21 protein-coding genes are annotated in these 24,660 nt (G+C 42.1%); 13 read left to right on the top strand and 8 right to left on the bottom strand.

The genetic code is table 11. The features are described 5' to 3' along the window. Window positions 1–40 precede the first annotated feature (40 nt). On the bottom strand, window positions 41–1,759 hold the full coding sequence (locus AC1DE7_RS05740) for a helix-turn-helix domain-containing protein (protein WP_477533906.1): 1,719 nt from the start codon (window positions 1,757–1,759) through the stop codon (window positions 41–43). Window positions 1,760–1,931: 172 nt separating this feature from the next. Next, window positions 1,932–2,882, bottom strand: a complete 951-nt coding sequence (locus tag AC1DE7_RS05735) for an ABC transporter substrate-binding protein (protein WP_127548810.1) — start codon at window positions 2,880–2,882, stop codon at window positions 1,932–1,934. Between the two features lie 501 nt (window positions 2,883–3,383). Between AC1DE7_RS05735 and codB the strand changes: the two genes are divergently transcribed. Together codB and AC1DE7_RS05725 are read left to right on the top strand one after the other, a co-directional pair. Beyond that, complete coding sequence (gene codB / locus AC1DE7_RS05730) at window positions 3,384–4,661, top strand: cytosine permease (protein WP_477533905.1); 1,278 nt, start codon at window positions 3,384–3,386, stop codon at window positions 4,659–4,661. After that, complete coding sequence (locus AC1DE7_RS05725; RefSeq protein ID WP_477533904.1) at window positions 4,630–5,898, top strand: cytosine deaminase; 1,269 nt, start codon at window positions 4,630–4,632, stop codon at window positions 5,896–5,898. The genes codB and AC1DE7_RS05725 overlap by 32 nt, the downstream gene beginning before the upstream one ends. Before the next feature lie 86 nt (window positions 5,899–5,984). Here AC1DE7_RS05725 and AC1DE7_RS05720 read toward each other — a convergent pair whose 3' ends face one another. After that, window positions 5,985–7,109 (bottom strand): GerAB/ArcD/ProY family transporter, encoded by a 1,125-nt coding sequence (locus AC1DE7_RS05720; RefSeq protein ID WP_036671226.1) that lies wholly within the window; start codon window positions 7,107–7,109, stop codon window positions 5,985–5,987. 130 nt (window positions 7,110–7,239) lie between these two features. Between AC1DE7_RS05720 and AC1DE7_RS05715 the strand changes: the two genes are divergently transcribed. From AC1DE7_RS05715 to AC1DE7_RS05695, 5 genes are all read left to right on the top strand, one after another. Then, entirely contained in the window at window positions 7,240–8,202 is a 963-nt protein-coding gene (locus AC1DE7_RS05715) for a helix-turn-helix transcriptional regulator (protein WP_477533903.1), read from the top strand. Between the two features lie 170 nt (window positions 8,203–8,372). Continuing rightward, window positions 8,373–9,113: a type I methionyl aminopeptidase gene (gene map, locus AC1DE7_RS05710; RefSeq protein WP_036615705.1), complete on the top strand. Its 741-nt coding sequence runs from the start codon at window positions 8,373–8,375 to the stop codon at window positions 9,111–9,113. 170 nt (window positions 9,114–9,283) lie between these two features. Beyond that, window positions 9,284–10,522 (top strand): DUF418 domain-containing protein, encoded by a 1,239-nt coding sequence (locus tag AC1DE7_RS05705; protein WP_101313818.1) that lies wholly within the window; start codon window positions 9,284–9,286, stop codon window positions 10,520–10,522. 490 nt (window positions 10,523–11,012) lie between these two features. Next, entirely contained in the window at window positions 11,013–11,384 is a 372-nt protein-coding gene (locus tag AC1DE7_RS05700; protein ID WP_253508545.1) for a DUF7674 family protein, read from the top strand. Between the two features lie 164 nt (window positions 11,385–11,548). Then, entirely contained in the window at window positions 11,549–11,797 is a 249-nt protein-coding gene (locus AC1DE7_RS05695; protein ID WP_477533902.1) for a hypothetical protein, read from the top strand. A 263-nt stretch (window positions 11,798–12,060) separates the two neighbouring features. Here the strand turns inward: AC1DE7_RS05695 and AC1DE7_RS05690 are convergent, their stop codons facing one another. After that, window positions 12,061–12,918 (bottom strand): LysR family transcriptional regulator, encoded by an 858-nt coding sequence (locus AC1DE7_RS05690; RefSeq protein ID WP_076317857.1) that lies wholly within the window; start codon window positions 12,916–12,918, stop codon window positions 12,061–12,063. A gap of 129 nt (window positions 12,919–13,047) precedes the next feature. Here AC1DE7_RS05690 and AC1DE7_RS05685 point away from each other — a divergent pair, with 129 nt between their 5' ends. From AC1DE7_RS05685 to AC1DE7_RS05675, 3 genes are all read left to right on the top strand, one after another. Beyond that, window positions 13,048–14,154, top strand: a complete 1,107-nt coding sequence (locus AC1DE7_RS05685) for an NADH:flavin oxidoreductase (RefSeq protein ID WP_477533901.1) — start codon at window positions 13,048–13,050, stop codon at window positions 14,152–14,154. Window positions 14,155–14,586: 432 nt separating this feature from the next. Next, on the top strand, window positions 14,587–15,474 hold the full coding sequence (locus AC1DE7_RS05680; protein ID WP_036615689.1) for an arginase family protein: 888 nt from the start codon (window positions 14,587–14,589) through the stop codon (window positions 15,472–15,474). A gap of 170 nt (window positions 15,475–15,644) precedes the next feature. Further along, window positions 15,645–16,496, top strand: a complete 852-nt coding sequence (locus AC1DE7_RS05675) for an arginase family protein (protein ID WP_477534168.1) — start codon at window positions 15,645–15,647, stop codon at window positions 16,494–16,496. 387 nt (window positions 16,497–16,883) lie between these two features. On the opposite strand, the gene AC1DE7_RS05670 is transcribed toward AC1DE7_RS05675, so the two are convergent. Both AC1DE7_RS05670 and licT read right to left on the bottom strand, forming a co-directional pair. After that, window positions 16,884–18,767 carry a beta-glucoside-specific PTS transporter subunit IIABC gene (locus AC1DE7_RS05670; protein ID WP_477533900.1) on the bottom strand — a complete coding sequence of 628 codons (1,884 nt, stop codon included), beginning with the start codon at window positions 18,765–18,767 and terminating at the stop codon, window positions 16,884–16,886. A gap of 227 nt (window positions 18,768–18,994) precedes the next feature. Beyond that, window positions 18,995–19,837: a BglG family transcription antiterminator LicT gene (gene licT / locus AC1DE7_RS05665; RefSeq protein WP_477533899.1), complete on the bottom strand. Its 843-nt coding sequence runs from the start codon at window positions 19,835–19,837 to the stop codon at window positions 18,995–18,997. Between the two features lie 272 nt (window positions 19,838–20,109). Between licT and AC1DE7_RS05660 the strand changes: the two genes are divergently transcribed. Then, window positions 20,110–21,432 carry a 6-phospho-beta-glucosidase gene (locus AC1DE7_RS05660; protein ID WP_477533898.1) on the top strand — a complete coding sequence of 441 codons (1,323 nt, stop codon included), beginning with the start codon at window positions 20,110–20,112 and terminating at the stop codon, window positions 21,430–21,432. A gap of 150 nt (window positions 21,433–21,582) precedes the next feature. Here AC1DE7_RS05660 and AC1DE7_RS05655 read toward each other — a convergent pair whose 3' ends face one another. Then, window positions 21,583–22,548, bottom strand: a complete 966-nt coding sequence (locus tag AC1DE7_RS05655; RefSeq protein ID WP_076253108.1) for a LacI family DNA-binding transcriptional regulator — start codon at window positions 22,546–22,548, stop codon at window positions 21,583–21,585. Between the two features lie 224 nt (window positions 22,549–22,772). Between AC1DE7_RS05655 and AC1DE7_RS05650 the strand changes: the two genes are divergently transcribed. Beyond that, window positions 22,773–23,156, top strand: coding sequence for an ArsR/SmtB family transcription factor (locus tag AC1DE7_RS05650; RefSeq protein WP_477533897.1), 384 nt, complete (start codon window positions 22,773–22,775; stop codon window positions 23,154–23,156). Then, window positions 23,153–24,019, top strand: a complete 867-nt coding sequence (locus tag AC1DE7_RS05645) for an aldo/keto reductase (RefSeq protein WP_477533896.1) — start codon at window positions 23,153–23,155, stop codon at window positions 24,017–24,019. Before AC1DE7_RS05650 ends, AC1DE7_RS05645 begins: the two co-directional genes overlap by 4 nt. Before the next feature lie 371 nt (window positions 24,020–24,390). Here AC1DE7_RS05645 and AC1DE7_RS05640 read toward each other — a convergent pair. Then, a partial coding sequence (locus AC1DE7_RS05640; protein WP_477533895.1) for an integrase core domain-containing protein occupies window positions 24,391–24,660 on the bottom strand: 270 nt, incomplete at its 5' end.

Here is a 24,660-nt window from a genome sequence, read left to right as displayed (position 1 = left end):
TGGTGAAAATCTTTCGAAAAAATAAACCGTGCTTCACGGTTTATTTTTTTTCATTTGCTAGCAGAGGTGTGAGTCCATCCTTAGCAAAAATAGAGGGTAGAATCGTCAATAACCTCTCACGGGTAAGGGGATCATCGTAGTTCCAGCCAGCTTCTACTATATGTACTTTACCGGGTAACAACATGCCAACCAAACTTTGGAGCGGAGAAGGTATATTTACATTCATCTCCTCCTGAGGTACCATCACGAAGTTTCGGTCTCCACCGTATTGTGTGATTTGATTGTGATCGATTTGTATCCAAGGTCTGCCATTAATGATCAGTTGATTTACGGATTCGGTGGGTCGAAAGCCAAGTGATTCATACACGGTAGCAGCAAATCCCGTCTGTCCCATAACATATATGTTCTTACCCAGCACCAGATAGACAGTTGCTCGTTCTCCTGCAATATAATCATCCGCCAATTGTCGCCGGATCCTCCTGACACTCTCCTCATAGCGGTCGATCCACTGTTCAGCCGTTCTGCTTCGACCGAAAAGATCCGCAATATAACGAAGACGCTCAAAAGTGCTGGTTGATTCGCGATAAACGATGGTAGGGGCAATGGCGTCCAGTCGAGATAACTGTTGCTCACTATAGTTGCCTAGCAGGATAAGATCAGGCTTCAGTAGGGAGACTTGTTCCGGTGCGCCTTGCAGTCCAATATCCGGGATCTGATGCAGTTTGTTTCGATATATGACTTGTGATTTCATTGTAGTTATACCCGCACCGACTGGACGGATACCGATAGCAAGCAACTCACCAAGGGTATTGGTACCTGTGACCACGATTCGTATAGCCACATCAGGGAGGGAAATCTGCCTGCCGAGGGAATCGGTGATCGTTCTTTGCCTGGTATTTCTTTGTATATTGGCGTATTCCCGTGGAGGGTGTCCTGTGAGCTGATGAAAGCGCCGACTGAAATAATACTCATCCTTAAAACCGACTTGTCTGGATATTTCACGCAAGGTATCGCTAGAACTGGACAATAGCTTTTTGGCATGCTTGACTCTAAGCTCTGCCAGGTAATCGGTTGGTTTCTTACCAGTCATCACCTTAAACAATTTGCTATATTGCCATCGAACCATGCCGGCCATTTCCGCCAAAAGGTCTACGGTCAGATCTTCGTTGTAGTGCTGCTCCATATAGCTGAGTGTACGCTGTACCGCTTGATCATTTTGCACTGGCGGAGCAGCGCTTTCTAGCTGAGCCATCAGGCTAAGTATCAGTTGCAGCCGGGCCTGAGTAACTGCTGATTTTGAATGATGCGTAGGCGTGAATTTCTTCTCCTGCAACCGATTTTGCTTGTTGGATTGCAAAGGCAGCGGAGAAATCCAGTCCTCTCCTGCCAACGCCAATTTTATAGTAGAAAGAGACAGCCTGTAAGGAAAGCCCAGAATAAGAGGAGGGCAAGCCGGGAGCAGATTCGACTTATCCACCTGAAAAGCAAGAAAGGTAAACCGAGCTACAAGCGCTTGCTCTTTTATCGTTTTGAGAATGTAGGATTGCTGAGTAGGGAGCAGAATACAACTGCCTTGGCTCAGATCTTTCGAAATATTGTTTGTTAACAGCTGAATTCCATGATCCAGAGCAATAAGCAATGTATATTCATTGGCAGCCTTGCTCTTGGTTGATGGATTATGATGATTGGTTTCCTGCAGTGGTGCGAGCTGAAGCAGATCATGCTGCTGCAGTTGGATGTATAGGGAAGCCATTTGCATTCTGGAGCACTCCGATCTAGTGATAATAATTCTCAATTACTAGTTTACCACATTTTACACGTTAGAGAATGTTTCGTTGCAGACCTTATTACACGTAGCAGAAGTTTACAAAATCCAAAAATCCCCCATAACCCAAAGGGGTTGGAGGATTTTTGACGTTATCTATGCGATATTATTGATTCATCCATTTCGGTAGTTCATCAAGCAATTGCTCCAGTGCCAGCAGGTTGTCGGTATTCCAATCGGCTGATGCTGTGTAAACGTGTCCTTGCTGAACGGCCGGCAATGTTTTCCATAGTGTGCTCTGTAACAACCGATCAGATTCAGCTCGACTTTCGTCATTATCCAGCGTTAGGACAAAGAGATGATCTCCTGCATAGTCCGGCATTAGTTCTTCCGAAAGTTCGACGAATGTTAGCTCCTTGTCGATAATGTTTTGCTGAATTGCTGGTGGAATTGCAAATCCGTGCTCTTGATACAAGACTACACCCAATGAACGATTGCCCATCACATAGAGCTGTTTACCCAACTGCAAGAAGATGGTCGCTGTCTCGCCCTCTGCCACATTCAGCTTGTCCCACATCGCTTCCGCTTTTGTATCAAATCTGCTGATCCATTGCTCTGCCTCATCCTGTTTGCCAAAAATGTTGCCAAGTTCGCGTACGCGTTCCGTAAATGGTAACGCCGAGTTGAACGGAATGGTAGGCGCAATCTTCGAAAAAGCGGTGTTTCGGTCAGCATCTTGGTTATAACCATTCAAAATCAAGGCAGGCTGCAAGGCTGTTATTGCCTCCAAATCACCAGGATTTCCGACATCATCAATACCTTCTAATCGGTCTACAATATAGCTTTCGGAAGCATGAATCAGATTGGCTCCAACGACGGAAATATCCATGGCCAGGAGATCTCCAAGTGTTGAACCAAGATAGATCACCCGTTGCGGCTGAGTGGGTATTTCAATCACTTCGCCTGTTTGGGTTGTATAGCTTTTTGTCGTTTGTTCGTTGGTCTTCACAGCTTCTTGTGAGGAGGCGCTTTCCGAACGGCTGCATGCTGCAAGGATGGATAGAAGAAGGAAGCATGCTCCCCATATGAATAGGTGTTTCTTAATTGTACTGTTCATCATTGTTTCCCCCTGAGTTCTCTTTTTCTAATTGATAACCATTATCAATTACAACGTAATTATAGGTGCCTTTTCAGCGGCTTACAATGAAAAAAACGCAGTGAATTTATTTGTACAAATGTCAATGCGTGCATCTATTTGTTCGTTGCTTTGTTTTCAATCCGCAGGTGTGTTGTCATCGGAGTATGCGTGATCAAAAACAGCTTGCTGTATAAGGAATTAATAACCTTTGGATAATAATGACATTGACAACTGCAGGTTTTTCAAAAATAATAGTATGTAATTGAATACTGGTACCTTTAATTCAGTCCAGAGAGGCTGGCAAGGGCAGCGGATTTCATAATCACGCGAGAATCAGGGCTTATCCCGTCATGGGATGCTCTGTGTCTTCGCGCGGATTATGATGCAAAAAGAGGCTACTTGTCAGTGTATAACTTGACGAGTAGCCTCTTTTTTCTGCTTTTTTTGGTATCAGATACACTTTACGTTGGGGGTATTCTGATGAGCAAACAAGATCAAGAGTTTTCATGGCAAGCTGTGCCGAAATCACAAAGAAACCACTTTTGGAAGACGTTATCCGTCATGCTCGGTTTCACATTTTTCTCAGCAAGCATGCTGGCAGGAGGCACATTGGGAGTAAGCTTGACGTTCATGGAGTTCATTGGCATCGTGCTTGCGGGTAATCTGGTGCTCGGTATCTACACAGGAGCACTGGCACATATCGCCGCCAAAACGGGCCTGTCCACACATTTGCTCGCTAAATATGCGTTCGGCGCAAAAGGGTCGTATCTGCCTTCATTCCTGCTAGGCTTCACACAAGTCGGATGGTTCGGAGTAGGCGTAGCCATGTTCGCGATTCCAGTCGCCAAAGCCATGGATTGGAACGTGTACCTGCTAATTATCGTGTTCGGACTTGCCATGACGGCATCAGCCATCTTTGGCATGAAGTCACTCGTCATTCTCGGATATATCGCGGTTCCTGCGATTGCCATTCTCGGTGGTTACTCCATGTTCGAAGGTGCAGGTTCGCTGGGTGGTCTGCAAGGGTTGCTTGATTATATGCCGACTCAATCGCTTACCGCGGCGGCAGCATTAACGATCTGTATCGGATCATTCATAAGCGGCGGAACGCTGACACCCGATTTTGCCCGGTTTTCCCGGACATCGAAACAGGCAGTTACCGCAACAGTGATTGCATTCTTCCTGGGTAACTCACTCATGTTTCTATTTGGTGCAGTTGGTGCAATGGCATATAACTTGGCCGATCTCTCGGAGGTCATGTTCCTGCAAGGATTGATCATACCGGCAATCATCGTTCTAGGCTTGAATATCTGGACAACCAACGATAATGCACTGTACGCTTCGGGTCTTGGTTTTGCGAACATCACCAAAATCTCAAAGAAATTCTTCGTCGTCGTAAACGGTATCGTGGGTACCGTATTCGCCATGTGGATGTACAACAACTTCGTCAGTTTTCTGAACGTACTGGGCGCGGCGGTACCATCGATCGGGGCTATTATTATCGCAGATTACTTCATTGTGAAACGTAGAAACTATAAGCCATTTGCCGACATGTCATTCAAAAATGTAAACTGGGTAGCGATGGTGGCTTGGGCCATCGGCGTGGCATTCGCTCAACTGGCTCCTGGCGTAACACCATTGAATGCACTACTTGGTACAGCAGTGGCCTATATCGTCTTGATGCTGATTGTTCCTGCCAAAGAAACCAAAGAAATGGGGAAAATAAATGATTATACAGAACGCAAAATTGCGGGGTAAAGAAGGACTATGGAATATCGTTGTGAGGAACGGAAAGTTTGAACGAATTACACAATCACTGGAAGTGACCGAGAATGAAGAGATCCTGGATGTTAACGGATCGCTTGTGCTGCCACCGTTTATTGAGCCGCATATTCATCTCGATACAACGCTCACTGCAGGCGAGCCGGAATGGAATCTAAGCGGAACGCTGTTCGAAGGCATCCAACGCTGGTCAGAGCGCAAGGCTTTCTTGACACATGAAGATGTTAAAACACGTTCCAAAACGGCACTGAAATGGCAATTGGCACAAGGTATCCAGCATGTACGGACCCATGTGGACGTTACCGATCCAAGCTTGATTGCTGTTAAAGCGATGCTTGAAGTAAAAGAAGAAATGGCTCCATATATGGACATTCAGCTTGTTGCTTTCCCACAGGAAGGCATTCACTCTTATCCAAACGGGGCAGAATTGCTGGAAGAGTCACTGAAAATGGGCGTTGACGTGGTCGGCGGCATTCCACACTTCGAATTCACACGGGAATACGGCGTTGATTCAATGAAAGTTGCGTTTGATTTGGCCGAAAAATACGACCGTCTGATCGACATCCATTGTGATGAGATCGATGACGAGCAATCCCGTTTTGTTGAAGTCGTTGCCAAGGAAGCTTACGAACGTGGACTGGGTTCACGAACAACGGCAAGCCACACAACAGCGATGGGGTCATATAATGACGCTTATACGTACAAATTGTTCCGTTTGCTGAAGATGGCTGATCTGAACTTTGTCTCCAATCCGCTGGTTAACATTCACCTGCAAGGACGCTTCGACACGTATCCGAAGAGAAGAGGGCTGACGCGTGTCAAAGAGTTGCAGGAAGCAGGTCTGAATGTGTGCTTTGGTCACGATGACATCTTCGATCCATGGTATCCGCTCGGTACAGGCAACATGCTGCAAGTACTGCACATGGGGATTCATGCTTCGCAGTTGCTTGGTTACGACCAGATCGTGAATTCGATCGACCTCATTACGAAAAACAGCGCAAGAACGTTACACATTGAGGATGTATACGGTATTGAAGAAGGTAAACCTGCTAACTTCATCGTACTTGAAGCAGAGAACGAATATGAGGCTGTTCGCAAACAAGCTGGCGTACTTTATTCCTACAGAGGCGGCCGTAAAATTGCGGAATCGAAGCCGCGGGACACATCCATCATTTTTGAAGGCGGTACAGAAAAGGTTACTTTTAATAAATAATGAAGAAAATATACTCCCATTAAAGTCGCTATTTTAGCGGCTTTTTTCTTTTTTTTTACTGTCTACATACAATAAGAACCAAACATTCAGCTTGTCTTAAGTGCTTCACTAGAAGCCTGCTTCCCGCCTTTTTTACGAACAAAACTAATGATTAGCAGTAGCAGTGGTAACAAGCCAAATAAAAAAATGGACATATTGCCAAGAAAATCACCCAAAGCTAACGTTTCCTCCAGGTTTTTAGGCAAGTAAGCAATTACATATAAGACTGGCAACATCGCGAATTGTATGCTAGTAATATTTTTGAGACGAAACAAATCTCGGATCCCTATTGCCGCAAAATAGTGTTTAAAAGCATAAGTTGCAAAGATCTGCATCAGCCAAAATACAATGAACAGTGATTCATATCGCTCAAAAAGAAACCCCTCAATTTCAAAACTTCGAACCATGTCGAACGTTGGCCACATTCGTGTTTGAATTCCTGGCAAAGATAAGTTTCCTACAACGGTAACAATCGTGACCAAATATATGATCGTACAACTAAGTATGCTGTATATAGCAGCTTTATTGCTTGCTTTCACGTCCACCATGTAAGCTGTGATGATGAGTAAAACTTCATATCCAGAATAGGAGAGACACGAAGGTTTAAGACCTTTCAACACAGGCATGAATCCATCGCCCAGGAGTGGTCTGAGGTTATTAATTTCAAACATCTTGCTGCTTAAAAGGAAAACCAGAGCTAACAACACAAGCGTAACGGGCAACACGATTGAAAAGACCCGGATGATGACCTTAAGACCACCCGTTAACATATAAATACCAATCCACAAACTGACCATAATGGTGACCCAAGTAGGCGTGCGCTCAAGGATGTACATACTTGTAATTTCGGCCATGACTCTAACTTCGAATGAACAAAGAACAACAAAATACACGATAATTAAAAGTCCCAATAGATAAGCAATCCACTGACCTGTGATTTCGGGTATAAATTCGAATACCGTTTTACCGGGGAATCTACGACACAAGGTTACAAGGAGGATGCTGATTGTGGTTACAATTAATCCTGATAAAATGACAGAAATCCATACATCTGGTGTCCCTACTGCTTTACTAATTGTGCGAGGGAGTGTTAGAATTCCAGCTCCGAGTATTGAATTGATAACTACAATAATGACCTCGGAGGTATTAATATTAGTTGTGGATTTCTTCATTGGCCTTCGCTCCAAACCGGAGAATATATTTCTAGGTAGTATCGCCCAACGAAGTTGTTTTATGTAAAATATGCTGTACTGATATAATGTAGAGATATCCAATAATGAACTGAAGATGAGGATGCAGGTTATGCCAAAGAACGATAATATGTTAGCGATTCTATGGATGCTGAATTCAGGCACCAAAGTAACTGCAAAACAGATGTCCGAAAAGTTAGAAATCAATATAAGAACCGTATATCGATATATTGATGCATTATGTGCCAGTGGAGTACCGATCATTTCCGATACGGGTCACAACGGCGGGTATAGCTTGCTGAATCAGCATATCAAGGCACCTCTGTTATTTGATATTGATGAAAAAAAGGCACTTCTCCAAGCTGCTGTGTTTGCAAAAGAAGCTGGATACCCTTTAAGTGAGGCATTGGACAATGCCACATCCAAATTGAAAATGTATACAAATCAGGATCAGGAAAACACACTTCGCCGTCATTTAGACGGGTTTAACGTTATCAATCGCATGGGAGATCCATCCGTTCAGACGATCTTGGCGGAATTGGAGCAAGCCGTGGCTAATGATTGCTCTGTCGAAATTGATTATCGCAGAAGCCGTGAGGAACAACCCAAGAATAGAGTAATAGACCCATATGGAATGGTTTACTGGAATAATAAATGGTATACCATTGCGTTTTGCCACTTGAGAAATGAATTTCGTAGCTTTCGGGCAGATCGTATTCTGCGAATCAAGCTTACTCCGCTCCGCTTTAAGCGTTCGGAAGCTTTTTCAGCCCGTGAATTTTTTCTGCAAAATTTATTACCTGATGTAGGGGGCAAAGAGGGGTTAATCTCCTTGGTTATCGAAGGCCGATCAGAGGCATTGGATGACTTGGGGCTGCATTGGTTTATGGGACATTATCTGAAAGAGCGGACTTCTAATCAAGCCATCTTTTTATTTGATGAAAAATCAATTGATACATACGTCCCCTATTTTCTCCTATCCTATGGGAAGTCCATTCAAGTCATCGAACCACAACGTTTGAAGGACAGACTTGTTGCTGTTGTATCCGAGTTAATGGAATACTATCAACTTTAACAACTTCACTGACAGCATTTGAACTCATCGGATTTTGATCAGGGAACTTGATAAAGAACTTGATAAAAAAGTTGCGAAGCTTTGCTGCTTTGGATATGATTATCTAATGTGCAATCAAAGATAACACTTATGTAATCAATTAATGATAAAAGATAGTGAGGTAAGAAAAAATGATCGCAAGAACAGAAGAAGATTTTAATGGCTTGAAGGAAATTGGCAAAATTGTAGCTTCTATTCGAGATGAATTGGTTCAAAGAACCATCCCAGGCATAACGACTAAAGAACTTGATGATTTGGCAGGAGAGCTTTTTGAGAAAGCTGGCGCAGTTTCTGCTCCAAAAAGTGAATATAATTTCCCGGGATTTACTTGTATTAGTGTTAATGAAGAAGTGGCACATGGTATTCCGGGAGATCGGGTTATTCAAGAAGGGGACATCGTCAATATTGATGTGTCGGGCTCCAAGAACAGTTATTTTGCAGATACGGGACTCTCGTTTGTCGTAGGCGAAGGTGCAGAAGTGTTAACGAAAATATGCGACGTTGTTAAATTGGCATTTGAAGCAGGTCTAAAAAAAGCAAAACCGGGCTCCAAAAAAAGCGGGATCGGAAAAGCCGTATTCCAAACTGCTAGACAGCATGAATTAACGGTTATCAAAAACCTTACAGGACATGGTGTTGGACGTGGAATACACGAAGCACCTGACCACATCTATAATTATAATGATCCATCGGATGATGAATTGTTAAAAGAAGGTATGGTTATCGCATTCGAGCCATTTATTTCAACTTCAGAAGAAGAAGTAGTCCAAACTGGAGATGGCTGGACCTTTGTTACTAAAAACAGCTATGTAGCTCAAATAGAACATACCATTATACTTACTAAAAATGGTCCGATTATTGTCACTCTTTAAGGTGTTCAAACTGAAAGTCGCTAAATTTAGCGACTTTTTTTGTTTTTGTTTTATTGGTACGTCAAAGTAAATCAAAATATAAACGTTCGCTTATTAATTTATGTTGAAATTATGGAAGGATTTAACGTATATTTAGATCTGATCTTTATGTTATAGACAGAGGTGATTGATTGAGCACATCAAAAAAGCGCGTTCAAGTCATTGATGGACTGCGTGGATTCAGTTTGGTCGGCATTGTGCTGGCGAATATGCTGGCTTTCCAATATGGAATGTATGGCCAGAGCAAACCCCAACTGTTCGGGATTGGCGGAGCAGATCAGGCTTTCCTCTCATTCCTGCTGATCACTGTGGTGGGAAGTTTTATGCCGATTTTTGCATTTATGTTTGGCTTTGGAATGGTTAAGCTCTCGGAAAGCCTAAAATCACGAGATTTACGACCAAAGTGTCATCTGGCACGCCGTTTTCTACTACTGTTTGGAATCGGATTACTGCACATCATCTATCTGTGGGAAGGGGATATCCTTACATTTTATGGTGTACTCGGTTTCTTCTTGCTCATGTTCCTTAATCGGAAGCCCAAAACGCTGCTCATATGGGCGGTACTGCTACTCATGGGAGCGGGCATACTTGGTCTCCCGGCATCTAATCCGATGAACCCGCTGGCGATTGAGTCCATTCATATGGAGAACTACATCATTCAAAGTCAGGATGTATACGGCAACGGCACATACGCGGAAATCAGGAATTTCAGTAATAACGGCGATCCATTCGGCGGGGATTTGGAGCTGTCATTTGCCCTGATAGCCCTGATGTTAGCACCACTCATGACGGTGCCGATGTTCCTGCTCGGCATGCACGCTGCCAGAATAGGCACGTTTAGCGATCCCCAAACGATGCGAGCTATATATCTTCGCCGGGCATCATTATTGATTCCGGTAGGTTTGATACTCAAAGCATACGGTGTATTGGCACCACAATTGGGTGCGGAAGGTTGGCTCGGAATCGGAATCGGGGGGACGCTTGGAGGAGCGTTGCTTGCACTCGGATACATATACGCATTCGCGCTGTTGTATGCTGGAAACCGCCGTTTCAGCCTGATGGGCAGGTTCGAGGCGGTCGGCCGTCTCTCGTTGACGAATTATCTGATGCAGAGCGTAATCTGTACAACAATTTTCTATGGATATGGCCTGGGACTGTTTGGAAGTGCTGGCGTGTTTATCGGAGCACTTATTGCGCTTGCTGTCTACGTTATTCAATTGTGGCTCAGTCCGCTATATCTTAAGAAATTTAGCAATGGACCTGTCGAGTATATCCTACGGATTTGGACTTATCTGTCCTGGAAAGGGCAGCCAAGAAAGAAGAAAAGATCAAATTTAACTACGAATGAAAACGCGCCTGGTGTCCAGTAAGCATAAAGTGTTATCGTGAAACGCAAAAAGAAGCTCGTTCCACCAAAAGAAAGGGCTTCTTTATGCCGTAACGATCATCTTCCTAATGTTTCCTGTTATAATTAGTAATTATTTATAGATTCAACATATCAACCCTAATACATAAGCTAACTAATATAGTGCGGGCAGTGGTAAGGTAATGCGAAATGAAAGATGAAGCATATACATTCAACTGTTTCCACTCAAGCTTGAAAGGATCATTATTGTGCTAAAAATAATTAATTTTCTTCTTTTCTTGCTGATCATTTGGGTAGTCATCTTTTATCCTTTTCGTTTTGCTTGGTTTGAAGGTTTGAAACAGATTCCTGCAGATCTTCATGTTATTTATTTACTTTTCTTGTTCTTTGGGTATCTGATCTGTTCATCGGCTATGGGACTTATGGTTGGCAAGATGTTTTTTAAACGAAAAGAACAGTGATTATGTGTAGGTAGGAAGTAGGGAGCTTGGACAATGGACAAAGGTATTTTAATCAATCAATTCTTAGAACTTTTTCCTGAATTCCACGATTGTTATATAGAACATTTGGATTTATATCAAGAGTTTCTAGGACATGTGTTTTTTGGTGATGAAGTGGCTACTTATGTTGAAGGATTGCTTCGTGAAAATGATGATACAGAACAAATTGAGAAGTTTTTCAATTTTTTTGAATGGATGGCAACTCAAACGAGCCTTTATATTGTACAAGTGTTATCTACTACAATTTTGTATGATCTAGGTGGGCATACCGATATTTTGAAAAAAGCTCAATGTTATATGAAGCCGCATACTAAAAGACTTTCTCAAGAAATAGAAGATCTGCACTCAGGGAAATATTTTTCATAGGATACTCTGCTGGAGATTAGGTATGCAAGAGTTTAAATCATTGGTTTTATAATATCATTCAAAGTCGCTAAAGCAGCGGCTTTTTTTGTTTATTCATGTAATTGCCTATCTAAAAGATTGAGGGGAAAGAACTTATTTCAATGATCGATTAGATAATTTTTGCTTTGGATAGTCCTACATTCGCATCAACCAGTGGGTTGGAAGCAATGAAGGAGTTTGCTACATTACAGCCTTACGCCTGTCCTGCCCAGATTATTGACTTGGGTAGTGACTCAGCGAATCTGGAAAAGATTATGGATGCGAGACCTGATGTCATCGTAACCTTTAATGGTTCGGTCGATACCATATATTATGAGTTGATGTCGAGGGACAAGAACATTGCGTCATTTCGGATTAGATTGAAGCGTGGTTGACCACTTTCTTGAATATGCCTTGGATGATTTTATGATTCGTATATTTGTTCCTATTAGATAAGTTGATACATTTACCTGAGGATTTGAGCCCCAGCGCTAATAAATGTTCTATCGTCGTTGATATTTAACAAAAATGTGAAAGATGAAACACTTATTTTTAGTAGATATCCCAAGATTTTTTGAGTAAGGAGTTTCTATTATGCACATAATAATAAGCCAGCTATTATATTTAATAGCTGACTTTCTTTTTATTCAAAAGTGAGCTATTCCCAATTAGCTGCGTGTTTTTGAATTAGATTAATCATCTGTTTCATTGCAGGTGAAATCCACTTATCTTTGTGATATGCCAAATATGTGGATATTGTAGGGCGGTCAGACTCAACTTCTTCGCCTTGAAATTTTTTGGATTTTAATTCTTCTTTGACAGAAAAGTAAGGAACCATCGAAATGCCTAGTCCGTTTTTCACACATTGCTTAATCGCTTCGATACTTTGGAACTCTATACTGTTCATAACATCGACTTTTTTATAATTGATGTAATCCTTGAATACAGATTTGTAACTGCAGCTACGTTCCGTATATAACACAGTTCCTTTTGCATGGTTTTTCTCATGAGGGGGACTAATAAGGACCATTTTTTCTCTCACCAAACGTTCGCAGTGTAGTTCGGGAGCCCCCCATCCCTCTTTTTCTAAGGCAACAAGCAGGTCAATCTCACCATTTTGAACAGCTTGAGAGACATCTTGGTAGTCAAGTGATTTGAGCGAAAGGTTAACTTGCGGATATTTCTCACCATACTCAACCAATAAAGAAGGTATGCGACAGATCATTAAGGATTCCGAAATACCTAGTGTCAAATTTCCCGAGGGCTCATCATTTGAAGTAAGTGCTTGCGTATACAACTCAATAATTTTATGAGCATACGGCAGAAATTGATGTCCGTATTGTGTGAGCACAACTTGTTTACCTAAGCGATCAAAAATAGGCTTACCGAACTCTTCCTCCAATTCTTTAATATGTGTCGTGACAGAAGATTGAGCATAACCGAGATGTTCAGCTGCTTTCTTAAACCCTCCTTTTTCAACAATAGTTTTTAATGTAATCAAATGGCGGAGTTCCATAGATACCCTCCTAAAGTGAGTTCATTTTTAATGAACTAAAGATTCAATAACATCAATTTTACTGTTCATTTCATTCATTTTATAATGTTCATATTCTGAAAGATATATAAACATAATTGTTAAAGGTGGATGGTTAAATTGGTACAAAAAAATAAATTGTTTGAACCTGTCAACGTTGGTTACAACTTTCTAAAAAATCGTGTAGGAGTAGCTCCAATGACTCGTACGAGTGCTACTCCGGAAGGTCTTGCCACGGAGCAGATGGCTGAATATTATGCGTCTTTTGCTCGTGGAGGTTTTGGATTTGTCATTACAGAAGGAACATACACAGATCAATTGTACAGTCAATGTTACTTTAACCAACCTGGCTTGATAAATGAAGAACAAGCTATTGCTTGGAAAAAAGTCGTGGATACTGTACATGAAGCGGATGCTGCAATTATAGTTCAGCTTGAGCATGCAGGAGCACTTTCTCAAGGAAATCGCTTCAGTTCCCATAACCTAGCTCCTTCAGAAGTGCAACCTAAAGGAGATCCTTTGGCGTTCTATGGTGGAGTTGATAAATTTCCTACTCCGATAGCTGCAACAAAGCAAGATATCGAACAAGTGATTCAGGGATTTGTGGAATCAGCAATCCGGGCAAAAGCAGTAGGGTTTGATGGTGTTGAAATTCATGGAGCCAATGGTTACTTGCTTGATCAATTCTTGACCGACTACACTAATGAACGATCAGATGAGTATGGCGGTTCGACCGAAAATCGGGTACGGCTTTTAATTGAAGTTTCATCTGCAGTCCGTAAAGCCGTTGGACCGAATTTTACAGTAGGTATTCGAATTTCTCAAGCCAAAGTCAATGACTATATCCATAAATGGGGTGGAGGTGAAGCAGATGCTAAAGTCATTTTCGGTGGATTAGGGCAAACCGGGCTTGATTACATTCATGTGACTGAATATAAGGCATGGAAGCCTGCTTTCGAAGAGAAGGGGCCTTCATTGGTACAACTAGCTAAAAGATTTTCAGGTAAAATTGTCATTGCCAACGGTCAACTTGAAGATCCATTAAAAGCATCTGAAATCATCACTGATGATAAGGCTGATCTCGTGACATTAGGAAAGGGAGCTCTAGCTAACCACGATTGGGTTACTAAAGTTAAAGAAGGTAAGCTACTAGCTGAGATGAGAGAGGATAAGATACTGCGACCAGATGCAACGATCAAAAATTTTGAAATCCTTTAATGGGAACAGACAAAAGTATTTTACTCAATTATTTCAAACTGAGGATGTCATACTATCTGTGTAGAGCTCTCAATCAGTGGTATGCATTCTCGACACCAAATAAATGGCTTTCAGAACTTATTGAGCAATAATAGTATTGCCATAGGTCGTTTTAAACGGATGACCTGTGGCAATTAAGGTAGAAAACAGACATTCAATTAGTGGGTTGCAATTATATACTAATTAATATTTGGAAATATCCATTTCAAAGTGATTTTAACGTTCTTATTCAGATAACAACGAAAGATGCCTGAACCTTTGATACCGCCTGTGGAATTCATCTATAAGTTACACACTATCTTTTTGGAAAGTACCTATCATAAAAGTGCGTACTATTCATAATATGTGACTCATGTATACTAAATTGTACCTCGATGTAAAGGAGAAAAGATCATGAAAAGCAAAGAAAATTCGACAACGTTGCGTATGTTAATGCCTCAATGGCAAGGGGGAGATAATCCTAATTACTCCTTTGGAGCTGAGCTTCTTGAATGGCTAGCTCCAGAGAATAATAAGCATATAACCGTTAAAGTACCTGTTTCAATGAGCGATGATACCCCCTTGGAAAAAGAGGAAGGTATCATAGGTGATATTGTGGGAAAAGAGCAATTATTAAATCAACTTGATGCGGCAAATCATATAATCAAAGCATATCAACCAGACCGAATTGTCATGTTTGGAGGAGACTGTTTAGTGGAGCAAGCCCCATTCGCTTATTTAAACGAACGTTACAGTGGTGAGTTGGGATTACTTTGGATTGATGCGCATCCTGATATAACAACACCAAAAGAATACTACAATGGTCATACTTATGTATTGGGTAATCTATTAGGTGAGGGAGCTCCTGAATTCGCTGCTAAAGTAGATAAGCCTTTTCGTCCAGAGAACGTAATGATCGCGGGAATAGATCAACCGACTGGCCAAGAATCGGAACTAATTTCAAGATTATCAATTAAATCAGCGTCCAGTTCTCAATTAAAAGAAAGTAGCAAAACTGTGCTGGATTGGATCGAAACGAATAGGATTAAATATTTGGTGATTCATTTGGATCTGGACGTTCTTGACCCGAAAATTTTCAGATCATTGCTCTTTGCAAATCCGTTATCAGACTTAGAGATTGATTTTCCTATGGGCAAAATGCAACTTTTTGAGGTAGCAAAATTGATCAATGAAGTTAGTGATGTAACTGATGTAGTTGGTCTCGGGATAACCGAACATCTTCCATGGGATGCAATAAACTTAAAACAACTACTTCAGAAAATGCCTATCCTTAACGATTAAGATACTAATGATTCAAAAGTATGCGCTTAATGAAAGGGACCATCGATATTAAGGAACAGAAGCACTTTCTTCATATAGTTAGTCTCCTTAGTAGCATTCATAAGAACTACATCTGTATTAGATAGGAGAACAAACAAGTGACTGATAATAAAACTGTTAAAACGTTACGCATGCTAATGCCCCAGTGGCAGGGAGGAAACAAACCAAGTTATATTCTTGGAGCTGAGCTCCTAGCATGGTTAGCTCCAGAAAACAATAATCATACGACAGTTAAAGTACCTGTATCCTATAGTGAAGATATGACTCTCCACACAGAGGAAGGTATTTTAGGAGGAATCGTAGGTAAGAACCAATTGTTGAATCAACTGGATGCAGCAACTCATTTAATTGAAGCTTATAAACCCGATCGAATTGTTATGTTTGGCGGGGATTGTTTGGTTGAACAAGCGCCATTCGCCTATTTAAATGAGCGTTATAATAGTGAAGTTGGACTATTATGGATCGATGCACATCCTGACGTGGCAACCCCAGAGGTGACGCCCAACGGGCATGCTCATATATTAGGAAATCTGTTAGGTGAGGGAGCGCCAGAATTTTCTCAAAAGGTTAAAAAGCCTTTCTTACCGAAGAACGTTATGTTAGCGGGACTTGTTCAAACAACTGAACATGAATCGGAACTTATTTCTAGGTTATCTATTAGTTCAGCAACTAGCGCCGAATTAAAGGATAATAATAAACCAATATTGGACTGGATTTCAGAAAATCAAATCAAATACGTAGTAATTCATTTGGATTTGGATGTACTTGATCCGAAGATTTTCAGGTCATTGTCATTTGCTAAGCCGCTGTCTGACAAAATTAATACTCGTATGGGTACGATGCAACTTACAGAGCTGATAACTTTAATACAAGAAGTTAGCTTGTTAACTACGGTTGTTGGACTAGGTATCACAGAACATCTTCCATGGGATGCTATAAACTTAAAAAATTTACTTAAGGATATGCCAATTCTAAAAAACTAAAAGAGAGTTTTTGAAAATTGGTAGATGTACTGATGATTATATATACTTGAGCAATTTTAGCTAATCGCTCATATAGATTAGAAATGTATAAATCACAACAAAACTGCTTCGTCTTCATGAAACAAGGCGTTTGGTATTATCTAGTTAAGCGTGGAGTCAGAGATGCCTACTGGTCCAACAGTTTCATCCGACATCGTGATTGGCAAACCGAAAACTTCCATGGGAATTTACAATTGTAGCTGATAAATAAACGGAAAGTGCTATCCAGAGAAGAACCACTCCTTTGCCGGAGTGGCTTCTTTGGATCATACGGAATAAGTGAATTTAGTAGACAGTTATATAACCCGAAAATAGTTCGATTACCAACAGGGAATCCATCTCCAATCGTTAGACTACCGCCGACATTAGATAATCGCCTTGCTTCACTTCCTGCTCGGTAGTTTTTAACACGTCCAAGTAGTTGGCAGAGTTGGTAACGATGACTGAGGTGGCAGTGATGTAACCCGCTGTCCGGATTTGCTCCGCGTCAAATTCTACAAGCATTTGCCCGCAAGAAACCCGATCGCCCTCTTTAACTTTTTTCTCAAAAAATTGTCCTTTTAGCTTTACCGTATTCACTCCAATATGGATCAGAATCTCCATGCCACTGTCCGTGGTCAGACCGAGCGCATGACCGGTAGGAAATACGGTGGTTACGACACCATTGATTGGCGATACCAAAATTCCATCTGTGGGTTCAATGACAAGCCCCTGTCCCATGGCACCTGAAGAGAAGGCGGGATCAGGCAAATCTTCAAGTAGCTGAACACTGCCTTTCAGCGGACTCACAATGATTTCCTTGTTCAACCGCGATTCGCTTGGCTCAATCGCTTGTTTTTCCTGTCCAGAAGTTTCAATCTGCGGCTCCTCAACAGTAGCCTCAAGATCCTTGAATCCAAGCAGCAACGTGAGTAGAAAAGCCAGGACAAAAGAAACGGAAACACCGATGACAACCGAGGCGAACCCCGTTGTTACGTAAGTAGGAAAAGCGAGCAGGCTGGGAAGTGAGTAAGCGACTGCCCGACCACCCCCGACTCCGATAATTGCGCCCCCGATCGCTGCGGAAATACATGCGTAAATGAACGGTTTTTTCAATCGTAAAGTAACTCCGTAAATGCCTGGTTCCGTAATTCCGAAAATCGCAGTAATCGTAGCAGATCCGGAAAGGGTTTTAAGCTGTGAATTGCGGGTTTTCAGCATAACGGCGAGCAAAGCACCGGCTTGAGCCAGCACGGCTGCGGTCAACATCGGGCGCATTAAATCATAGCCTATTGTCGCCAGATTATTAAGTGTAATTGGAAGAAAAGCCCAGTGAAGTCCAAAGATAACAATGACCTGCCAGAAACCACCAGTGACTGCTCCTGCCAACATTGGGCTGAATTGCATGAGTGAGGTAAAACCGCTAGCTAACCCCTGACTAACACTGTTGCCGATCGGTCCAAAAGCAAGAATGGTAAGCGGGACGACAATTAGAAGCGACAGCATCGGCACAAGAATATTGCGGATAGACTGGTGAATAATCGAGTTGAACCATTTTTCTATATGAGATTGAACCCACACCGCCAGAAGGATTGGAAACACGGTGGAAGTGTACATCACAAGCACAATGGGGATGCCTAAGAAATCATAAGTTTGACCGCTATTAAACGCAGCGGAAATGGTCGGAAAGACCAGGGCTCCTGCAATAGCCAAGGATACGTTCATATTAGCTTTGAATTTCCTTGCGGCAGTAACTGCCAAAAATATGGGCAAAAAGGTGAATACACTGCTTGATGCCGCGTTTAAAATTAGATAAGTTCCTGAGGTGTCATCTAGCCAGCCGAGCGCCACAGACAAAACAACCAGACCTTTGAGCAATCCAGCTCCAGCTAGCGCACTGAGCAGCGGGGAAAAAACACTGGAAATAAGATCTACGGTTTTTCCGAATATTCCTGTTTTTTCTGCATTCTCTTTAGTATCCGTTTTGCTGCCGCCATCTTGAAGGTTGGTGTGCTCCATGATTCCTTCATAAACTTTGGACACGTTATTGCCGATGACGACTTGAAATTGACCGCCGCTTTTCACAATGGTGATGACTCCGGCTGTATTTTTCAACGCCTGTTCATTCGCTTTTGTATGATCTTTCAGGGTGAATCTAAGCCTGGTTGCACAGTGATATACATCATTCACATTAGATTCACCGCCAACAAGTTCAATAACACGTATGGACAGTTCTTTGTCTTTATTACTCATAGCATATTGCCTCCTTCATGATGGGTAATTGATCTCAGGTTGTGAGCTGTTCGTTCCTGATGTGCCGGCTTACATCGTTTCACTTCCAAAAAGCAGCAAAACCTGAACTCGTGGCAAAATAAAAAGAAAAATCATTTTGCCATCAGTCCAGGTTTTTCCTGCTTTACCAGTCACAATCCTTTATCCTAATGTGTTGTATATGAAGTTTTAGCTTGAAAGAAATAGGGCTATAAAGTGCTTCGTTCAGTAAGCCGCTGGATATGAATGGTTAAGTAAACGAATTCATCTTTGTTTAAGGACTGTATATACGTTTTTTCTAAGTACTCGTTGATCTTGCAAGTGCAAGAAAAGGCTCTGACATAAGTCTTTTTCACCTGCTGATATAAAAAATCTTCGCCGCTTTGGTGAATCTCGTGGCGCAATAAGCGCATGGCGAAATATTGAAGGTGTGTTAAAAAACGCGAATAATTTAAGCTCGATTCATCAAGAACAGTGCCGTAATGGTACGTGACGATTTTCAAAATCTCGTTGACAATTTCAGTCATCTTTATCGTCAATTTCATTTCAGTGCCGTCAAGTCGGGCATTGACGACATGTAAGGCGATAAAACCAGCCTCATCTTCCCCGAGCGAAACCCCAATCATGTCGCTGATTAATTGCAGAGCATCCAATCCGATACTGAATTCCGTTTTATAGAAACGTTTAATTTCGAACAGCATGGCATTTTTAATCTCCATACCTTTGTTCTTACGTTGGATGGCAAAACTAATATGGTCGGTTAACGACAGATAAATATTGTCGCTGAGTTCAGTACCAAGTACATGGTTGGCGTGTTTTACGATCTCGTTCACAACTTCGAAATGAACGGCGGGTAATTCATGTATCAGTTCAGCCATTTTTACAGCAAATGCATGCTCGGCTAAATGGAAGATTTTATCGATCTTGTGTTCATCGACCACATCACCTGCACTTTTTTGGAAGGAGATGCCTTTACCCATAACGATGACTTCCTTCCCCTTTGTATTGCGGGTCAGCAGAAGGTTATTGTTTAATACTTTTTCAATAATCATGTGCATCGGCTCCTTGTTTTCTGCAATATGCATAAAAAAAACCTAAGATAGTTCAAACGCCGCCAATTGGTTAACGGCATTCAAACTTTCTTAGGTATTGCCCGAATCAACGGTCACAATCCTTATTTGAGGTAACTATAGCACAAGTGATAAAGCGGTTTCAAGTTACAAATTAATCCCATTTAATCCCATAAAAAAAGTTCTTGACATGTAATGCATTACACAAGATAGAGTCCAAATTGAGAACACAATAGAACAAGGAGGACTTCAAAATGAAAAAGGGATTAAAAATTGTGACGATTGGCGGCGGATCGAGTTACACCCCAGAATTGATTGAAGGTTTTATCAAACGGCATCATGAACTTCCAATACGTGAATTGTGGCTTGTAGATATTGAAGCAGGAAGAGAGAAACTTGAAATTGTAGGAGCCATGGCTAAACGGATGGTAAAAGCGGCGGGAATCGACTGTGATATTCACTTGACGCTTAATCGAAGAGAAGCGTTGGCCGATGCTGATTTTGTCACCACCCAATTCCGGGTCGGTCTTTTGGAAGCTCGTATTAAGGACGAAACGATTCCGATTAGCCATGGGATGATTGGTCAGGAAACCAACGGAGCAGGTGGGATGTTCAAAGCACTCCGTACCATTCCGGTCGTTCTTGGAATTGTTGAGGATATGAAGGAACTTTGCCCAGATGCTTGGTTAATCAATTTCACGAACCCTGCGGGAATGGTAACGGAAGCTGTGCTCCAATATGGTAAATGGGAGAAGGTCATTGGTTTGTGCAATGTTCCGATTATTTCCTCCAAGAATGAAGCTGCTGTTCTGGAAAAAAATGAAGAGGAGCTGTTCTTCAAATTTGCTGGTATTAATCACCTTCACTGGCACAAAATTTATGACCGAGATGGTAAAGAGCTAACTAAACAGGCCATCGAAAAGCTCTACGGTCCTGATGCCGAGCCAGAAAAAATGGTAGAAAATATAAAAAGCATGCGTTTCTTGTATGAGCAAATTCTCCAACTGGGTATGCTGCCTTGTCCTTATCACCGGTACTATTACATGACCGACAGCATGCTTGAAGAGGAAGTAGAAGCGGTCAATGGCGAAGGAACTCGCGGGCAGGTTGTGAAACGCCTGGAGGAAAGTTTGTTTGAACTTTATAAAGATCCTAACCTGAATTACAAGCCTAAGGAATTGGAAAAACGCGGAGGTGCTTATTACAGCGACGCAGCTTGTGAAGTTATTAATTCTGTATATAACAACAAGGGAACGCATATGGTAGTCAACACACAGAACCGCGGAGCAATTAGCGATCTACCATATAACAGTGCCATCGAAGTTACAAGTATCATTACAGCCCATGGTGCAGAGCCTGTTCACTTTGGCGCATTCCCGTCCGCACAAAAAGGGCTATTGCAGGTGATGAAGGCAATGGAGGAACTGACGATCGAAGCAGCGGTCACAGGAGATTATGCAACCGCTCTACAAGCATTCACACTTAATCCGCTCGTTACCAGCGGTGACATTGCTAAGGTAGTTTTAGATGAAATGTTGGGAGCGCATAAAGAACATCTTCCGCAATTTTACAAATAATTTATTTAGAGATTGAAGTCATTCAGGCCTATCCCTCATATAGGGATAGGCCTGAATGTTGTTCGTTCATGAAGTTTAACGGGATGGAAGAGAAAAGAACTCATGATCTCAAATGGGCTCTTTTCTTCTTTTAAAAGGATGGATGTTGTTTTATGTAGATTTTCGTTCAATCAGTCTAAACTGAAGAGGATGAAGATTGGATGCCGAATTTTCCAGCATACTCATAATAATATTAAAGGCATTCTCTGCTTGTTTATCCACGGGGTAATGGATCGTTGTCAGATCCAGCAGGTGAGCGCTGTCTGTATTATCAAATCCCATGATTCCCACATCATCCGGAACCGAAAACCCCGAGCGTTGAATCTCCGTTAAAATACCTGCGGCTACCTCATCAGTCGAACAGGAAATGGCATCCGGCTTGTCCGTTTGTTCTATCCACCATCGCGCTATTTCCTCACCATCATGAATGGTGACTTTATTATGAAATTGCGGAAAGCCAGTGTTCTTCAACCCATGCTTCTGCACAAAATCCTCATAAGCTCTTATTCGCTCCAAGGTATTCTGTCCTTTGGACGAATACACGTTCAAAATTTTACGATAACCTCTGGCATACAGATATTCGAGACCCAGCGTATAACCTTGATATTGGTCCATAAATACGGACGGTATGGTGTCGCTGGTAAGACGCTGCCATGTTACAATTGGCCCATATTTTGTATAGGATTCGATGATATCCCACTCAATCGTCCGAACCAGACAAAGAAGGGCATCCACCTGTTTGCTGCGTAACATTTCAAGCGCCACAAGCTCCTTATCACGATCTCCGTCTGTCATAAAAAGCATAATGTTGAATCCGTATTTTTGGGATATCATGTGAAATGAACGGACAAGTGACATCAAAAGGGGATTGTAAGTAACACCCATAACACCGATGACTTTTGTCGCTCCATTTTTTAAGGACTTTGCATTCGAATTAGGGACATAATCCAATTGCTCAATGATGTTCAAGACTTTTTCTCTTGTTAAATCGCTTACATAAGGATGTCTATTAATTACCCTTGAAACGGTTGCTGTAGAAACGCCTGCAAGACGTGCAATCTCTTGAATATTTGCCATCTGATCCACCTCATCATAAGGATAGCACGATTTTAATTGTTTACAAGGTAGAGGCCATCATCTCGATATGTGATTAGGTAATCCTCTGGACATATATCCTTTGTCTTAAGACATGGGAAAAATAGGTTCTTGAATTTCTTTCCCGATGTACAGCCGAATCTGAGATTGTGATAGGCTGTATCTACAAAAGTATTACACATTCTAAATGGAAGGGGATAATTTACTTGGATCAGGAACTTGCGACCACGATTGCTATCGAATTTAAGAACAATCAGAAGGTGTTGAATGCGATTGGAGACGAGACTCGGCAAGCCATCCTCATAGCCTTGATTCAAGGGCCGCAAAAAACCGGCATGCGCGTAGGAGAGATCAGGATGAAAACTCATCTTTCCCGACCGACCGTATCACATCATCTGAAAATATTGAAAGAATCACAGATAATAAGCGTTCGTAAAGAAGGAACTCTCAACTATTACAGCCTTGACTCCGGTAGCAAGTTGAAATTGTTGAAAAACCTGGTGAACGAGATAGAAAAGTTGCTAACGCAATGTGAAGAACAAGCATCGGAACAACAATTAGAAAAAACGGGGAGGGGGGGTTGCGAATGAATCAGACAGTCGCAGCGGCAAACGGAGTGGACATTCCTCAACTCGGGTTCGGCCTATATAAGATCAAAGACGGGGGGAGCTTCGAGAGGACTGTCGAGGAGGCTATTCGAATGGGTTATCGCCATTTCGATACGGCCAAAATTTACGGTAATGAAGCGGCACTAGGTCGGGTCATCCAAAACAGCGGTATTCCCAGGGAGGAGTTCTTCATTACCTCCAAGGTATGGACGACAGACCTGGGGTACCGTGCGACGAAAAAGGCGTTCGAGAAGACTTGCCAGAAGCTGAACGTAACCTATCTCGATATGTATTTGATTCATTTTGCCGGTCCTCAATACGTGAACGCCTGGAAGGCGATGGAAGAGTTATACGACGCAGGTAAAATCAAAGTTATAGGTGTAGCCAATTTCGAGATCCGGCATCTGGAGCATCTGAAGAAACATTCCCGGATTTCGCCGATGGTAAATCAGATCGAGACCCATCCGGAATTTCCCCAACACGAATTGCATGATTATATGGTTCGGCATCGGATTCTACATGAGGCTTGGGGACCGTTGGGGCAGGGAAGCAAAGCGCTGCTGGAGCATCCGAAGCTGGCGGAAATTGCCCTTTGCCATCAGAAATCGGTTGCGCAAGTCATTTTGCGCTGGCATTTGCAACGTGGAATTATTGTCATCCCCAAATCATCGAATCCTCAACGGATAAAAGAGAACAAAGAAACATTCGACTTTGAGTTGAATGAGAAGGAAATGGAACAAATACGACGGTTGGACACGGGTAAGAGATATTCCGTAAGTCCGAATGGCTACATGGTCAACCCGTTTTATATCAATTTGATGAAATTATTTATTCGTTCTCATTGATGGATCATAATTCGATTTTGAACAACAACCGGATACTCAAATCTGGTGGTCATTCCCCAAAAGCTTCTTTCTTCCCGAACATGAAGCGACACTTCGATTCCCGAAGTCCAGTTGAGTATATAAAAAGGTGTCTATACGTAATTATTTTCTTGGGGCTGTCCTGTGAGTCATGAGCATGACCGGGTACAGCCCTTTGTCAGGATTATACAGTTCTAACGGACCTAGCACACGCTATTTGCTCTCATTTGCATAGGTTTGAATTCTAACGAATCATAGAGACGTTATTTCATCGAGTTGGTCCATTTATTTGATGTTTAGGCGGTTTACGATGGAATTAAGTTAATGATGGACCTATGTCAAAAAAGTAGACACTACGCTGCGGATTTGTCCGTAAATTTCATCGCGAAACGAGCAGGGGAAAGATACCCTAGTGCGCCATGCATTCGCTTGCGGTTGTAATAGAACTCAATGTACTGGTAGATGGCAGTATAAGCCTCTTCCGGCGTCTTAAAACGAGGGTTGCAGTAAATGAGTTCCTTCTTTAAAATACTGTGCCATGACTCAATACAGGCGTTATCATAACAGTTTCCTCGGCGGCTCATGCTTGATTCCATTCCGTATGATTTTAGTTGCTCCACGTA

The sequence above is a fragment of the Paenibacillus sp. 10L310 genome (assembly GCF_056395745.1).
Note: the sequence above shows the minus strand (reverse complement) of the source record. Positions and strands in the feature narration are given on the sequence as shown.

Coding starts and splice junctions, on each gene's coding strand:
- AC1DE7_RS05740 (WP_477533906.1), bottom strand. CDS start 1,759: ATGCAAATGGCTTCCCTATACATCCAACTGCAGCAGCATGATCTGCTT.
- AC1DE7_RS05735 (WP_127548810.1), bottom strand. CDS start 2,882: ATGAACAGTACAATTAAGAAACACCTATTCATATGGGGAGCATGCTTC.
- codB (WP_477533905.1), top strand. CDS start 3,384: ATGAGCAAACAAGATCAAGAGTTTTCATGGCAAGCTGTGCCGAAATCA.
- AC1DE7_RS05725 (WP_477533904.1), top strand. CDS start 4,630: ATGATTATACAGAACGCAAAATTGCGGGGTAAAGAAGGACTATGGAAT.
- AC1DE7_RS05720 (WP_036671226.1), bottom strand. CDS start 7,109: ATGAAGAAATCCACAACTAATATTAATACCTCCGAGGTCATTATTGTA.
- AC1DE7_RS05715 (WP_477533903.1), top strand. CDS start 7,240: ATGCCAAAGAACGATAATATGTTAGCGATTCTATGGATGCTGAATTCA.
- map (WP_036615705.1), top strand. CDS start 8,373: ATGATCGCAAGAACAGAAGAAGATTTTAATGGCTTGAAGGAAATTGGC.
- AC1DE7_RS05700 (WP_253508545.1), top strand. CDS start 11,013: ATGGACAAAGGTATTTTAATCAATCAATTCTTAGAACTTTTTCCTGAA.
- AC1DE7_RS05690 (WP_076317857.1), bottom strand. CDS start 12,918: ATGGAACTCCGCCATTTGATTACATTAAAAACTATTGTTGAAAAAGGA.
- AC1DE7_RS05685 (WP_477533901.1), top strand. CDS start 13,048: ATGGTTAAATTGGTACAAAAAAATAAATTGTTTGAACCTGTCAACGTT.
- AC1DE7_RS05680 (WP_036615689.1), top strand. CDS start 14,587: ATGAAAAGCAAAGAAAATTCGACAACGTTGCGTATGTTAATGCCTCAA.
- AC1DE7_RS05675 (WP_477534168.1), top strand. CDS start 15,645: ATGCTAATGCCCCAGTGGCAGGGAGGAAACAAACCAAGTTATATTCTT.
- AC1DE7_RS05670 (WP_477533900.1), bottom strand. CDS start 18,767: ATGAGTAATAAAGACAAAGAACTGTCCATACGTGTTATTGAACTTGTT.
- licT (WP_477533899.1), bottom strand. CDS start 19,837: ATGATTATTGAAAAAGTATTAAACAATAACCTTCTGCTGACCCGCAAT.
- AC1DE7_RS05660 (WP_477533898.1), top strand. CDS start 20,110: ATGAAAAAGGGATTAAAAATTGTGACGATTGGCGGCGGATCGAGTTAC.
- AC1DE7_RS05655 (WP_076253108.1), bottom strand. CDS start 22,548: ATGGCAAATATTCAAGAGATTGCACGTCTTGCAGGCGTTTCTACAGCA.
- AC1DE7_RS05645 (WP_477533896.1), top strand. CDS start 23,153: ATGAATCAGACAGTCGCAGCGGCAAACGGAGTGGACATTCCTCAACTC.